Consider the following 14,457-nt stretch of genomic DNA (forward strand, 5'->3'; position numbering starts at 1 on the left):
TCGAACTACTTTTTAAATGGATAAAACAACACTTAAAAATAAAAACCTTCTGGGGCCGGTCAATCAATGCAGTTAAGACGCAAATCTATATTGCTATAATAACCTACGTACTTGTCATTATCTTAAAAAGCAAACTAAAACTAACGCAGTCCATTTATGAAATCATTCAAATAATAGGTATGTCGCTTGTCGACAAAACGCCGATCAGAGACCTTTTTGACAACACCGAAAACCAAGATATCAAAGAACTAAACAATATTCAATTGAAAATCAACCTAATTTAACCGGACACTAGTGATAAGTAATAAGTTGTAAGTAAAACGGCTATAGGGCGCCTTCGGGAACCTCAAGAACCGCCATTCACCATTCACGATTCACGATTCACCATTCACGATTGACGATTCACCATTCACTTATTCACTTATTGCCAAATCTTCAAATTATCAAATTTTCAAATTAGCCCTCAACCTTCCTCCAACAAAACTGTTACCTTAGGGGTGAGGAAGAACCGGTGCGAAGATTCCTTTTAAAACAACTTAAGCGATGAAAATCGGCATTGTTTGCTACCCCACATTCGGTGGCAGTGGTGTATTGGCTACTGAATTGGGTAAGGCGCTTGCACAGCAAGGCCATCACGTACATTTTATTACTTACCAGCAGCCGGTACGGCTTAACGGATTTATCCCGAATATCTACTACCACGAAGTACAGGTCCCCACTTATCCGCTGTTTGACTATCCGCCTTACGAAACGGCCCTGGCCAGCACCATGGTGGATGTGATTAAAAACAACGACCTCGATCTGCTGCACGTGCATTATGCCATTCCGCATGCTTCGGCGGCCTATATGGCCAAACGCATCCTGGAACAGGAGGGCAAACACATTCCTGTTATCACTACCCTGCACGGAACGGATATCACTTTGGTGGGGAAAGATAAAACATACGCCCCGGTGGTTGCTTTCTCCATTAACGAAAGCGATGCCATCACCGCCGTATCGCAAAACCTGCGCGAGGAAACATACCGGACCTTTAATATCAAAAAAGAAATCTCCGTTATCTACAACTTCGTGGATGTAGCGCGTTTCAGCCGCAAGCCGATCGATGCTTTTAAAAAGGTCATTGCACCTAACGGCGAAAGGATTTTATTACATGCGTCCAATTTCCGCCAGGTAAAACGGGTGCAGGATGTGGTGAGTATTTTCAATGAAATCCGCAAAGAGATTCCTGCTAAACTTTTATTTGTAGGAGATGGTCCTGAGCGCCAGATGGCGGAGGAACTGAGCAGAAATCTCGGCACCTGCGACGATACCCGTTTCGTGGGCAAGCAGGATCAAATGGAAGATATCCTGGCTATTGCCGATTTGTTCCTGCTTACTTCGGAATATGAAAGCTTCGGCCTTGCCGCATTGGAAGCCATGGCCGCCGGTGTACCCGTTGTATCTACCGACGCCGGTGGTTTGGGAGAAATCAATATTGCCGGTGAAACAGGTTATCTTTCTCATGTGGGAGATATCGCACAGATGACGAAGCAATCATTAGCGATTTTGAAAGACGATGCTACGCTTGCAGGTTTTAAAAGCCGCGCTGCTGCGCACGCGCGTCAATATGATATTGCTACCATCGTTCCGCAATACGAAGCATTGTATGAGCAGTTCCTGACTAAGTGAATGGTGAATAGTGAATAGTAAGTAAAACAGCCATGGTTCGTGTATACACGAACCATGGCTGTTTTACTTAGAACTTATTACTTATGGCCGAAGCTTCGGCCCGAAGTGTCGGGCCTTACACCTTCCCCCTTATCTCCTGAGCCATCCACGGGGATCAACCGTTTTATTCTCGATCATCAGGATAAAATCAATCTTGCCATCGCCCGTTTCCTCATCTGCCGCCGCGCGGCCGATCACCTGGCCTCTCGATACCTGCGAACCTTTGGACACCGTGGCACCGGAAAGATTACAATAGGTGGTAAAATATTTACCATGCCGGATAGTGATGTTGGCTTTATCATCTACCGTAAACACACCCACTACTTCGCCTTCAAAAATTGCTTTCACCGCTGAGCCTACGGGTGTTGCCATCGTAACACCGGGGTTTTCTCCGCGTACATCAGGCCCAATGCCTTCTATCTTGTAAGGACCATAGCCAATCGTTACCACACCATTGTCAACAGGCCAGGGCAACTGCCCTTTGTTGGCCACAAAACTGCTGTTGAGTTTTACGTCGGAAGCATTCAGATCGAGGTAACTTTTTGGTGCTGCCGGAGCGGGCGTAGCCGGGGTCGGGGTTGTTCTTACCGGTGTATTGGAGGCAACAGGATTGGCCGGTTTGGTAGTCGGATTGCTGGCTTCTGCATTGCGGCGTGCGGCGGCTGCGCGGTCGGCTTCGGCCTTCTCGGCTGCCGCTCTTGCTTTTGCATCACGTTCCGCCTTCAGTCGCGCCGCTTCGATCTCACGTTTTACGATCGCCGCCACTGCATTCCGCAGTTCGCGGTCGCGTTTTTGTTTGGTAGCGATTTGTTGTTTCAGGTCTTTTTCCTGTGTCCGCAGTTTTGCGATCACGGCGTCTTTTTCTTTGCGCTGATCGGCAAGTACATTCCGCTCACTGGTCTGTGTAACCAGCACCGTTTGTTTCTGCTGTTTTCGGCCTTTCTGCTGCTCCTGTCTGCGGGCAATCAGGTCGGTGTGTTCGAGAATGATCTTCACCTGCTTTTGCTGATACGCGCGATAGGCTTTCAGGTAAGAAATCCGGCGGAGTGCATCGTTGAAACTCGTCGATGAAAAAATAAAGTTGAGGTAGTTATAGCTCGCGCGGTTTTTATAGGCATATACCACGCTGCGTGAGTACTGATCTTTTAATGTGTCCAGTTGTTTTTGCAAACGATAAATCTCAAGGTTACTGAGATAAATATCGTCATCGATCAGTTTTACTTCCTTGTTGATGTTATTGATGTATTGCTCCTGCAGGCTGATCTTACGGTTGAGCAGCGTGATCTGGCCCAGGTTCTGGCGGGTTTGTCCTTTTACTTTATCGTAGGCCTGCTGCATTTCGCGCAGCTCTTTCTGTAATTCCTGCCGTTCTTTTTCCAGCGCGGTTTTATCTGTCAACGGCTGTGCAGAGGCCAGGGAAAAAACAGCGGAGAAAAACAACAACAGTGATAGCGCTTTTTTTTGCATGGTCTAGTCTGGATTGGTCAGGGATCAGTGTAATGCTACAACGGCTATTTGCGTTGTAAAGTATAACTGTCTAGTTCTGCTTATAGTTTCTTGGCACGGAAAAAGGGAAACTTAACGTTTCATTAAAGGTATATGATTTGAAGTCAAGACGAATATCCAGTTTCGATTTTTCAGAAACGGTTATTCGTCTTTTGGTAGAAAAATTCACACCTTTCTTGTTCTCGTAGTTGTCATAGCTGAGATCGCAGGTGCGGTTGCGGTTCACATCCACATCATCGAGTTTACTATGCAGCAATTGGTAATTATCCGGTGTGAGTGTCAGCAGGTTTTTGAACGATTCGCCGATGCTGAGGAGCAGCAGTTGTGCGCCGGTTTGGGTGACGCTGTTCTTTTCATCGGAGATGAATACGGGATTACCGATCAGCAGATCCTGGAGGATGGCCAGATCGAGTGGCAGGCCTGTTACTTCCTGGAGATAAGCCACACTTCTGAGCGTATAGAGCTTATCGATTTTGTTGATGAGTTTTACGGAATCTTTGGTGATGATGCCACGCAGTCCTTCGATACCAAACAGGCCGGTGACAGAGAGCCAGATGATGCTGTCCTTCTGCATTTGCAGCTTCACATTCACGTTCTCTTTTTTGCCATTGCCGCCTACATAATCCACGTCAATCTTGGCGGAAAAGGTTTTGAAGTCGATGCGTTGTTTGTCCAGTGCAGCCAATACTTTGGCGGTCTGGTTAACGGTATCTTTAGACGGAGCGGGTTGCGTCGTATCTATTCTTACCGTTGCCGTGGTATCCTTACGGGATATGGCGGTCTGTATTTTGCGGGTTGACCGGCAGGAACTGAAAATAACGGCTGCCAGCACCAGGATGAAAATTCCTCTCATGTTTTGAATTGTTTACTGCTTTCCGGTGTGACCAAATCCACCGGCGGCGCGGTCGGTTGTTTCCAACTCCTGAGCGGGTACCCACCCGATACGTTCCACTTTCTGGAGCACTATCTGCGCGATCCTGTCGCCACTTTGTACGACTTGTGGTTCTGCCGAGAGGTTTATTAAGATAACCTTAATTTCTCCGCGGTAATCTGCGTCGATGGTGCCGGGCGTATTGAGGCAGGTAAGTCCCTGTTTGATAGCGAGACCACTGCGCGGCCGTACCTGAACTTCGTATCCTTCCGGTATTTCAATAAATATGCCGGTAGGCACGAGTGTTCTTTCCAGCGGTGCCAGGGTTATATTTTCGGTAAGATGTGCACGCAGATCCATCCCTGAAGCGCCTGAGGTAGCATATTCCGGCAGCGCATTGGGAGAAGTGTTGACGATTTTTACAGAAACAGACATGCGGACAAAGATAGGTGTTGCGTCCGATGTGCTATTATACTTTTCTGAGAAGCACGGTGGCATAAGCCACGAGACCTTCTTCGCGTCCTACGAACCCCATTTTTTCGGTGGTAGTGGCTTTGATAGAGATATCGCGTTCAGTAACACCGGCTATAGCGGCAATGGTTTGCTGCATTACGGGCACATACGGTTTGATCTTGGGAGCCTGCAGGCAGAGGCTGGTATCGATATTGACCACTTCGTAACCTTCGTTGCGGATGAGTTGCATGGTTTTCTGCAACAGGATTTTGCTGTCGATGCCGCGGTATGCTTCGTCGGTGTCGGGAAAATGCACACCGATATCGCCGAGGGACAATGCGCCCAGCAGTGCGTCGCAGATAGCGTGGAGCAACACATCGGCATCACTGTGTCCCAGCGCTCCTTTTGTATGGGGAATCTTTACCCCTCCGAGCCAGAAGTCGCGTCCTTCTGTTAATTGGTGAAAGTCGATGCCTGAGCCTATGCGGTACATGGAGTAGTAAGTTTTAAGTATTAAGTTTTAGGTGACAGGTATAAGGCATAAGGCGAAAGGTAATAAGTTTTAGCTATAGATTTTAAGTAAACAACTACCTCGCACATTCTCGCTCTTCCCTATTATCAAATTTTCAAATCTTCAAATTGTCTGATTATAAAAAAAGCGCCCCCGGAGGAGCGCTCTTCTATAGGGAAATAAGCTTTTTTTACTTAGCTGCAGTGTTGCTTCCGCTACCACCGAGGTCAAACAATACAGAGAAACGCAGGGTGTTAGACAATGGCAGACGTGTTGCGCCGTTGCCTGTTGGAGCCAGGTAAGAGAAGTTGATGCCGAAAACATTGTACTTCAGACCCAGACCAGCAGTGAAATAACGACGGTTACCTTTTGTCTTGTCTTCGTAGAAATAACCGGCCCGTACAGCGAACTGGTTGTTGTACCAGTATTCAGCACCACCAGAGAGTTGGAACTCGCGCAGCTCTTCGCTGAATCCGCCGGGGGCGTCACCGAAAGAATTGAACCAGCTGCCTACTGTGCTCTTGCTGCGGTAGTCAGACAGTGCATTAGGATCGCTCAGATCGCTTGGAGGAGTAGGCACCAGCAGTTTGTTGATGTCCAGACCGATAGTGATCTTGTTTTTGTCGTCGAAGTTTTTAGTCCAGGTAGCACCCAGCGCCAGGTTAGCGGGGATGAAATCCTTCGCGTCAGCATTGTCTGTGTAAGAAATGCGTGAACCCAGGTTAGTCAATGTTACGCCATAAGCGAAGCCATTGCCGGTTGCATTTTTGTTGTCATAGTACAGACCGATATCACCGGCAACTGCACTTCCTGCTTTATAAGTAGCACCTCCTGAAGAAGCGCCGTTAGCCAGGTCAGAATTGATATAGCGCAGCGCTACACCCAGACCGAGCTTGTTGGTCAGTTTGCGGGAATAACCCAGATCGATACCGAATTCACGGGGTTTACCGTTACCATTCAGGTTACCATTCTGGTCGGTGAACTGAATGTCACCAAGGCTGAAATAACGCAGGCCAAGGCTCAGCGCCTGGTTGTCGTCCAGCTTGTAATAGCCGGCAAGAGAAGCCAGGTATACGTCATTTACGATGTCTTTGAGCCAGGGAGTGTAAGTAGCTACGACGCCGCCTTTGCTTTCATTGAAAGCAACTTTACCCATGTTCCAGAAATTAGCAGAAGCATCCGGAGAGGTAGCTACGCCAATATCACCCATACCGGAGGCACGGGCATCAGGAGAAACACGGAGGAAGGGTACAGCAGTGGTTACTACATTGATTGTTCTGGATCGGTTTTGCGCCTGAACGGCAGTAGAAAGACCTGAAGCAAGCAATATTGCAGCAGTTAATTTAATAGCAGTTGGTCTCATTAGCTAATGTTTATTATTGGTTGCAAATATATACGATTACAAAAACCAGTGAAGCAAAATAGTGGAAAATTCCTTGAAACTAAAAAAGATACAACACGCATCTCCCTATTTTTACCTGATAGTGGTATTTTTCGATTTTGGTTAGCAGCAGCAGTTAATACTTTATTTTTTTAAATACAGTATTCCACGTCACAACAGGAACGGAGACCGTGAAAAATTATTGTATGACTAAAAAATATTTTATTTAATTAAGTAGTTCTTTGTGTCCAAAGTCGCTGGAAAACCTACTCTGCTCCCCATCTAACGTGTTGTATGACAAAATCTTACGCCAACCCTAGGGGAAAATTCATCCTCCCGAAAAAAAGCCATATCACTAAAATAAGTGATAAAAAAAACGCAGTGCCTTCCGCTAAAAAAAGTAATTCTACCTACAAACCTTTTTCCTGAAAGTATTTATATTCGCAGGCATTTCGGAGAAACCGGAAGCCTTAACGCAATAATTTGTTTAAACCCGCGTTAAAATTGTTCCAATTCATAGGCTTATGCAAAACATTATGAAAGTGAAAAACTTAACAATCCTATTATCCTGTGCAGTGCTGCTCGCATCTTGCGGAAAGAACAAAAGCGGCAAATCCAGCGTGACCGGCTGGAACTACAACGACAAGAAAATGGGCGGCTACCAGGTCGCCAAGGCAAAAGACCAGAAAACAGGCCCCGGTCTCGTTTTCGTTGAGGGTGGCACCTTCACCATGGGTCAGACAGAAGAAGACGTAATGGGCGACTGGAACAACATTCCCCGCCGCGTTTCTGTTCCGTCCTTCTACATCGACCGTACCGAAGTGGCCAACGTTCACTACCGTGAATACCTCTTCTGGCTGAACCGCATTTTCGATCCCGAAGAAGAACAAAACCGTGCCATCATCGAGGCAGCCCTCCCCGACACCCTGTGCTGGAGAAGTGAGCTCAGCTACAACGAACCGATGGTTGAATATTATTTCCGTCACCCGGGCTTCAACTACTACCCTGTAGTAGGCGTAACCTGGAGACAAGCTTCTGATTTCTGTCTCTGGAGATCTGACCGCGTGAATGAAGGCATCCTGGCCGACAAAGGCTACGTTCGCAAAGAATCTATCTCCAACGGCCAGTCCGGTGCCAGCAACTTCACCACCAAAGCATACCTGCTCGGTGTTGGTGAATACCAGGCGCCTCCCGGCAAAACAGCTACTTCTAAAAAGAACCCGCTGAAAACTCCACAAGGCCAGCCCCGTACAACTGTTACCATGGAAGACGGTATGCTGATGCCTGACTACCGCCTGCCTTCTGAAGCAGAATGGGAGTACGCAGCTTACGGCCTGATCAACCAGAACCCACGCCCCAGCAAAAAAGAGAACAAAAGAGGCGAAGAGTTGACCAGCAACAAACAAATGTATCCCTGGTCTCAGAATATGAACGGCCTGCGTGATCAACGTCACGGTAGCTGGCAGGGTAAGTTCATGGCCAACTTCAAGCGTGGCTCCGGTGACAACGCCGGTGTGGCGGGTGGTCTGAACGACCGCGCTTTCTACACTGCCGAAGTACAGTCTTATATCCCCAACGGATTCGGTCTGTATAACATGGCTGGTAACGTAAGCGAATGGGTACAGGACGTTTACCGTCCGATGTCTAACCTCGACTTCGACGACATGCCCGCTCCTATGCGTGGTAACGTATATAAAACCCTGATGAAAGACGAGAACGGTGAAGTAATGGTGAATGACACCACCGGTCGCGTAATGTACCGCCAGGTGAAAGACGAAGAAGTAAAAGACCGCCGCAACTATCAGCGTGGCAACGTGATCAACTTCCTCGATGGTGACACCCTTTCACAAGCTACTTACGGCTACGGTATCACCACCATGATCAGCGACAAATCACGCGTATACAAAGGTGGCAGCTGGAACGACCGCGCTTACTGGCTGTCTCCCGGCACACGCCGCTTCCTCGAAGAAGATAAAGCCCTCAGCACCCTTGGTTTCCGTTGCGCAATGGACCGCATGGGCAGCCCCGAAGGCAATGGCCGCAAAACCGGTCAGTTCTTCCCGACCAAGCGCACCAAACGCTAATAAAGCATAAAGCCTATTATACAGAGCCCCCGCGTGATTGTGGGGGCTCTTGCTATATGGAAATACCGTTAATCGCGTAGATTTGTGATATGTCAGTTGAAGCACTTTACCAGTTATACCTCGAACATCCATCCGTTCAAACCGATACACGCCGCCTCAAACCCGGCGATATTTTCTTTGCCTTAAAAGGTGATAATTTCAACGGCAATACATTCGCCGCAAAAGCCATCGAAGCAGGCGCCGTGCATGCCGTGATCGACGAAGAAGCCTTTGCCATTCCGGGCAAAACAACCTTGGTAACGGATGTATTGGAGACCTTGCAGCAACTGGCATTGCATCACCGCCGGCAGTTCAATACCCCCTTTCTTGCCATCACCGGCAGCAATGGCAAAACCACTACAAAAGAATTGATCCACGCGGTGTTGTCAACCCGCTATAAAACCTATACCACAGAAGGCAATCTCAATAACCACATCGGCATCCCGCTCACCCTTTTGAAAATAAAACAGGATGCGGAAATAGCAGTGGTGGAAATGGGTGCGAACCATCGTGGTGAAATCGCTTCTTATTGCCGCATTGCAGAACCTACGCACGGCCTGATCACCAACTGCGGCAAGGCCCACCTCGAAGGTTTCGGCGGCATTGAAGGCGTACGCAAAGGCAAAGGAGAATTGTTCGACTACCTGCGCACACGCACACACGGTTATGCCTTCGTAATGTGGGATTACGATTACCTGCACGACATGAGCAAAGGCATCAGCGGCGTGATCAAATACGGCACTACCGGCGATGTACATGTAGCCGGCACCGCTGTCCGCAGCGAACCGTTCCTGGAAGTACATATCGCCCGGGGTATGCAGCCGTCCAACATCCGCACGCAACTCGTAGGCGATTATAATTTACCCAACGTATTAGCTGCTGTTACCGTAGGTAAAACGTTTGACGTAACCGAACAAGAGATCATCCGGGGCATTGAACAGTATACGCCGTCCAACAGCCGCTCGCAACTGGTACAGTCGGGAACCAACCAGGTAATACTGGACGCCTACAATGCCAATCCGAGCAGTATGCGGCTGGCCATTGAAAATCTCGCACGCCAGCACGGCGATAAAATTCTTATTCTTGGTGCCATGGCAGAACTCGGCTCCGAAAGTTTGCAGGAACACCAGGGTATTATTGATCTGATCAGCCAGCATCAGTGGAAAGCGGTGGTGCTGGTAGGAGGTGACTTTCTTCAACTCAAACATCCTTTCACTTCCTTACGCAATGCCGCAGAAGCACGCGAATGGCTGCAACAACTCGCCCCTCAACAAAGCCTCCTGCTCGTTAAAGGCAGCAGAAGTATGCAGATGGAAAAAGTGATTGCATGACTTTCGTCAACTTCCGCTTGCGTTAATTTTCCGACCTTTGCGGCATGAGCACAGAGAAAAGTAGCCGTGGTTATCTCGCTTCCTGCCTTACCTGCCGCTGTCCGCGTTGCCGGGAGGGCAAACTGTTTCAGGGACCGGTCAGCATCAAACCCAAAAACAACCTCGCCATGAACCGGCAATGTCCTGTTTGCGGTCAGCCAACCGAGATCGAAGTCGGATTTTATTATGGTACCAGCTACGTGAGTTATGCATTATCTGTGGCCATCAGTGTCGCCAGCCTTATTGCCTGGTGGGTGATCATTGGTTTATCCGTGTATGATAACCGTTTTGTCTACTGGCTTATTTTCAATGCCGTATTACTGATTGCGTCGCAACCCTGGCTGATGCGCTTAAGCCGCAGCTTCTGGATCTCCTGGTTTGTAAAATATGATCCTGATTGGCAAGCCCATCAGCCCGAAGATTTTTCTGAAAGGTTGAATGCAGATCAGGGAGCCAACTGGTGAAACAATTCAAAAGTCAAAATTCAAAAGTCAAAAAATATTCAATCTATAGAAGTCATACCGACTAGTCACTGATTGCCTGATTGTCCACTTTTGAATTTTGACTTTTGAATTCTAATAGCTCATTTCATCCAGCTTCACTTTTCCTTTGAAGGTCCAGAATACAAAACTGGTATAAATCGCTACCAACGGGGTGCCGATCAATGCAATCGTAAGTAAAATACGCATGGTCTTGGGTGATGCGGCCGCATTATCAATGGTAATACTGTTCGCAGCATTGTTGGATGCGTAAAGCAGATTGGGAAACACCTCAATGGCTACCATCATCAGCAAGGTGGCAATAGTCACCGCAGAACTCGCAAAAGCATGGCGGTATTTTCTTTTATTCAATAAGCGTGGTATGTTGGCAATCGCCAGTACCATGATCAGGGGAAAAATAAAAAACACGGGGCTGGAACGGATCTTATCGCTCATGTGATTTACATACAGCAAAGTATACACTGTAGTGATCACAAAACTCACCACAAAAAAGATCGTGAAATTTTTCGCCAGGATGGTAAGTTTCGCATACAGCCGGTTTTCCGTTTTCATCACCAGGTAAATAGCGCCGTGCATCATGAACAACGCAAGCGTGGTGATGGCCACTAGTATGGAAAAAGGATTGAAGAAACTCAGCCAGTTGCCCGCAAATTCTTTGTTCTGGTCGAGCGGCATACCCAGGGCCACATTTCCCAACATCAATCCCAGCGATAACGCGATAATGATGCAGGCAAAGGAATAAATAAAATCCCAGGTCAACCGCCACAAGCGGCCGGGTTCTTTGCTCCTGAATTCGATGGCCACAGCCCGCCAGATGAGACCGATCAGGAAAATAAAAAAGGGGATATAAAAGGCGGAGAAGATTGCCGCATAAGCCACCGGGAAACCCGCAAACAAGGCGCCGCCTCCTATTACCAGCCACACTTCATTGCCATCCCATACAGGCCCGATAGCGTTCAACGCAATGCGGCGGCTTTGTTCTTTTTTAAGGAAAAGGTGCAACGCCCCTGCTCCCAGATCAAAGCCATCGAGAATAGCATAACCGCTGATCACACCGCCGAATACGAGATACCACCACACATGATGATCGATGCCCAGAAACTCGCCCATAAAATTTATTTTAATGTTGCAATACAGGATTGTCGCGCTTGCTGCCCTCTTCTATCGGTTCGGGTGTGCCCGCATCCACCGGACCATGTTTTACTTTTTTATTGAACAGGTAAATAAACAGCACAAACAGCGTGGTATAAACCAGCGTAAACAATATCAGGGAAAACAATACCTGTTCTGCTTTTACATTTTTCGACAATGCATCGGAGGTACGCAACAAGCCATACACCACCCATGGCTGACGCCCCATTTCTGCCGCAAACCATCCGGCCTGGTTCGCGATCTGCGGCAGCAACACGGAGAATGCGAAGATCATCATCAGCCATTTTTTCTCAAACAATTTACCACGATACCACAACCAGGTGGCGTATACCGTCAATGCGATCAGTAACATACCGATGCTGATCATCAGGTGATACAACTGGAAAACAGCGTTTATCTGTGAGGGACGCTGGTCTTCGGGAAAAGCATTCAACCCGGTGACGGGTGCATTAAAATCCTGGTGCGTCAGAAACGATAAACCACCGGGAATGGCCAGCCCTTTTGTCTGCTGATTTTTTTTATCTACCCAACCAAACAAATACATGGGTGCGGCGGAAGCACTGTCGAAATGTCCTTCCATGGCCGCCAGTTTTGCGGGTTGATTTTTCGCGACGCCATCGGCGCTGCTATGTCCTGATAATAATTGCGAGAGCGAACTGACCAGGGCCACTACCAGTGCGATCTTGAAAGCTGGTTTTGCAATATGCAGGTGTTTCCCTTTCAAAATATACCAGGCATTGACGCTCAGTACTAGGAAGGATCCCGCGAGAAAAGCACCGATCCAAACGTGCGTGAGGCGATCGACGCTTGAAGGATTGAACACCATAGCCCAGAAGTCGGTAATCTCTGCCCGTGCATTCATTCCCTCCCCGACAATATGAAATCCTGCAGGTGTTTGCTGCCAGCTATTGGCCACCACGATCCATACGGCGCTGAACATAGACCCAAGAAATACCATGATGACGGAGAAAAAATGTACACGCGGGCTGACGCGGTTCCAACCGAAAATGAGGATGCCGAGAAAACCACTTTCCAGGGCAAAAGCAAAAATTCCTTCCGCTGCCAGGGCACTGCCAAAAATGTCACCGACATATTTCGAATAGGTAGCCCAGTTGGTACCAAATTCAAATTCCATGATAATGCCGGTAGCCACGCCTATACCGAAGATGAGCGCAAAAATGCGAATCCAGAAGCGCGTCATTTGCTCGTATAGTTTATTGCCGGTACGCAGGTACATACCTTCCATGATCACAAGGATCAAACCGAGACCTATACTGAGCGGAGGATAGATGTAGTGAAATGCGATGGTGAATGCAAACTGGATCCGTGAAAGTATCTCAACATCCATAAGGGATTGTTTTGAGCGTCAGGAAAATTGCAGTTACGGAGAGAATTTCGCTGCAAAGGTAGGAAGTAGGGAGTAATAAGTTTTAAGTATTAAGTGATAAGTTTTCAGAGGTGGAAGGCTTAAGGTGTAAGGCGAAGGGAGTAAGAAGTAGGGAGTAATAAGTTTTAAGGAGTAAGTAAAACAGCCGTAGTCCTCCCCCTGGTTCGTGTATACACGAACCAGGGGGAAGACTATTCACCATTCACTATTCACCATTCACGATTCACGATTGACGATTCACGTTTTCGCTATCATAAAAATCTCCGTGCCCTCACGCGGACCGATACTATTGTAACAAGGCGCCAATGTGTGAATAGTAAAAAACGGACTGAACAATTTTTCGTACGCTTCTTTGTTTCCTCCGAATGGCGGGCCGGGATCGGAAAATTCACGGCCAAACAATACACCGGCCAATGTGCCGCCGGGATGCAGCAGGCGATGCATATGTGCAACATAATCTTTGCGCAGCGCGGGATCAAGCGCGCAAAAGAAAGTCTGCTCGAGGATCAGGTCATAGGATTGTTGATGCCGGAAAAAATCTTCGTTGAGTACACGTATGCGATCATCACCGGCATAACGCGCCCGCAACTGTTCAACGGCAGGCTTTGCAATATCCAGCAAGGTCACAGAAGAGAAGCCTTTGCTCAGAAGATAATCCGCTTCATAAGCATTGCCACAACCGGGAATAAGCATGCGGATCGATTTATCCGTGAGCTGATCGATATACTCCCTTAATGGCGGAGTGGGCGCACCGACATCCCAGCCGGTTGAGCCGTTGAGCCATCGTTGCTCCCAATACGCCTGATCGATGCTGGTTTCCTTCATCCGTCAAAGATACGATCATGATTTTACGGGCGGTGACAACAACTCCCGCACTTCGATCTTTGCGCCGGCTTTAAAAGCCGGGTTGGTTTGCGCCAGCTGCTGCGCGTCCTGTAATGAATCGGCATACACGGCTACGAGACCGGTTATTAAAAATCCGTCGTGCTCCGTTGCGTTCTGTGGAGACAATGTCCCGCCAGGCCACGCGAGTTGTTTGTTGTCATTCAGTCCGGCAAACCATTGTTGCCTTGCTGAAATTTGTTCGGGTGAAGGTGCACCGGTGATAGAGGCGGGCATACTGAAAATGAACAAAAAGGTTTTCATGCTAAAATTTAGGTAATGACAAACAGGATGGACAAACGGGGACAACGTCAATGGTCAATAGTCAATAGTGAATCAATGTCGTTTCCTTAAGGCTGAAGTTCTTTGACAGGTGTTAAGTAGAGAAAAAGTTTGTTATTTTTAGGATAGGATTACAGGGGGGTATTGAATAGCGAACCTGTTTTTAGAGTAACCTATCTCAATGAATTAACTCAAAAATTACATAATGAACAATTTGTTAGCGACTGCCGTACAGAATCCGGCCGGAATGGATTTGTCCGTGATCGCAAGCTGACCTTTGTTCATTTGATTGTTCTGTTAGTGCAGGGCCTTTCCCGTTCCATACAGCGTGA

General features: G+C 47.9%; 13 protein-coding genes and 1 pseudogene. 5 read left to right on the top strand and 9 right to left on the bottom strand.

Annotated elements, in window-relative coordinates:
• Together H608_RS24650 and bshA are read left to right on the top strand one after the other, a co-directional pair.
• Positions 1-284 (top strand): annotated as a pseudogene (locus H608_RS24650) (IS4 family transposase); the annotation flags it as partial.
• A gap of 259 nt (positions 285-543) precedes the next feature.
• Positions 544-1,668 (top strand): N-acetyl-alpha-D-glucosaminyl L-malate synthase BshA, encoded by a 1,125-nt coding sequence (bshA, locus tag H608_RS0111985; RefSeq protein WP_028787882.1) that lies wholly within the window; start codon positions 544-546, stop codon positions 1,666-1,668.
• Positions 1,669-1,797: 129 nt separating this feature from the next.
• On the opposite strand, the gene H608_RS0111990 is transcribed toward bshA, so the two are convergent.
• From H608_RS0111990 to porV, 5 genes are all read right to left on the bottom strand, one after another.
• Positions 1,798-3,174 (bottom strand): murein hydrolase activator EnvC family protein, encoded by a 1,377-nt coding sequence (locus tag H608_RS0111990; protein WP_028787883.1) that lies wholly within the window; start codon positions 3,172-3,174, stop codon positions 1,798-1,800.
• 70 nt (positions 3,175-3,244) lie between these two features.
• A complete protein-coding gene (gene lolB1, locus H608_RS0111995; RefSeq protein ID WP_028787884.1) occupies positions 3,245-4,066 on the bottom strand; it encodes a lipoprotein insertase outer membrane protein LolB1 in 822 nt (273 codons plus the stop codon).
• 12 nt (positions 4,067-4,078) lie between these two features.
• Positions 4,079-4,519 carry a dUTP diphosphatase gene (dut, locus tag H608_RS0112000; RefSeq protein ID WP_038008345.1) on the bottom strand — a complete coding sequence of 147 codons (441 nt, stop codon included), beginning with the start codon at positions 4,517-4,519 and terminating at the stop codon, positions 4,079-4,081.
• Between the two features lie 34 nt (positions 4,520-4,553).
• Positions 4,554-5,030, bottom strand: a complete 477-nt coding sequence (ispF, locus tag H608_RS0112005) for a 2-C-methyl-D-erythritol 2,4-cyclodiphosphate synthase (RefSeq protein WP_028787886.1) — start codon at positions 5,028-5,030, stop codon at positions 4,554-4,556.
• Between the two features lie 208 nt (positions 5,031-5,238).
• Entirely contained in the window at positions 5,239-6,411 is a 1,173-nt protein-coding gene (porV, locus tag H608_RS0112010; protein WP_028787887.1) for a type IX secretion system outer membrane channel protein PorV, read from the bottom strand.
• A 554-nt stretch (positions 6,412-6,965) separates the two neighbouring features.
• Between porV and H608_RS0112020 the strand changes: the two genes are divergently transcribed.
• The 3 genes from H608_RS0112020 (at position 6,966) to H608_RS0112030 (ending at position 10,386) form a co-directional block, all read left to right on the top strand.
• Positions 6,966-8,513 carry an SUMF1/EgtB/PvdO family nonheme iron enzyme gene (locus H608_RS0112020; RefSeq protein WP_155990144.1) on the top strand — a complete coding sequence of 516 codons (1,548 nt, stop codon included), beginning with the start codon at positions 6,966-6,968 and terminating at the stop codon, positions 8,511-8,513.
• Positions 8,514-8,602: 89 nt separating this feature from the next.
• Complete coding sequence (locus H608_RS0112025) at positions 8,603-9,883, top strand: UDP-N-acetylmuramoyl-tripeptide--D-alanyl-D-alanine ligase (RefSeq protein WP_028787889.1); 1,281 nt, start codon at positions 8,603-8,605, stop codon at positions 9,881-9,883.
• Positions 9,884-9,927: 44 nt separating this feature from the next.
• Positions 9,928-10,386, top strand: coding sequence for a DUF983 domain-containing protein (locus tag H608_RS0112030; RefSeq protein WP_028787890.1), 459 nt, complete (start codon positions 9,928-9,930; stop codon positions 10,384-10,386).
• Positions 10,387-10,497: 111 nt separating this feature from the next.
• Here the strand turns inward: H608_RS0112030 and cydB are convergent, their stop codons facing one another.
• From cydB to H608_RS0112050, 4 genes are all read right to left on the bottom strand, one after another.
• Positions 10,498-11,532 (bottom strand): cytochrome d ubiquinol oxidase subunit II, encoded by a 1,035-nt coding sequence (cydB, locus tag H608_RS0112035; RefSeq protein WP_028787891.1) that lies wholly within the window; start codon positions 11,530-11,532, stop codon positions 10,498-10,500.
• A 10-nt stretch (positions 11,533-11,542) separates the two neighbouring features.
• Positions 11,543-12,922, bottom strand: a complete 1,380-nt coding sequence (locus H608_RS0112040; RefSeq protein WP_028787892.1) for a cytochrome ubiquinol oxidase subunit I — start codon at positions 12,920-12,922, stop codon at positions 11,543-11,545.
• Between the two features lie 276 nt (positions 12,923-13,198).
• Positions 13,199-13,786, bottom strand: a complete 588-nt coding sequence (locus H608_RS0112045) for a methyltransferase (protein ID WP_028787893.1) — start codon at positions 13,784-13,786, stop codon at positions 13,199-13,201.
• 15 nt (positions 13,787-13,801) lie between these two features.
• Positions 13,802-14,107, bottom strand: coding sequence for a YciI family protein (locus tag H608_RS0112050; RefSeq protein ID WP_028787894.1), 306 nt, complete (start codon positions 14,105-14,107; stop codon positions 13,802-13,804).
• Between the last annotated feature and the right edge of the window lie 350 nt (positions 14,108-14,457).

The sequence above is a fragment of the Terrimonas ferruginea DSM 30193 genome, from assembly GCF_000425585.1.
Classification (GTDB): domain Bacteria; phylum Bacteroidota; class Bacteroidia; order Chitinophagales; family Chitinophagaceae; genus Terrimonas; species Terrimonas ferruginea.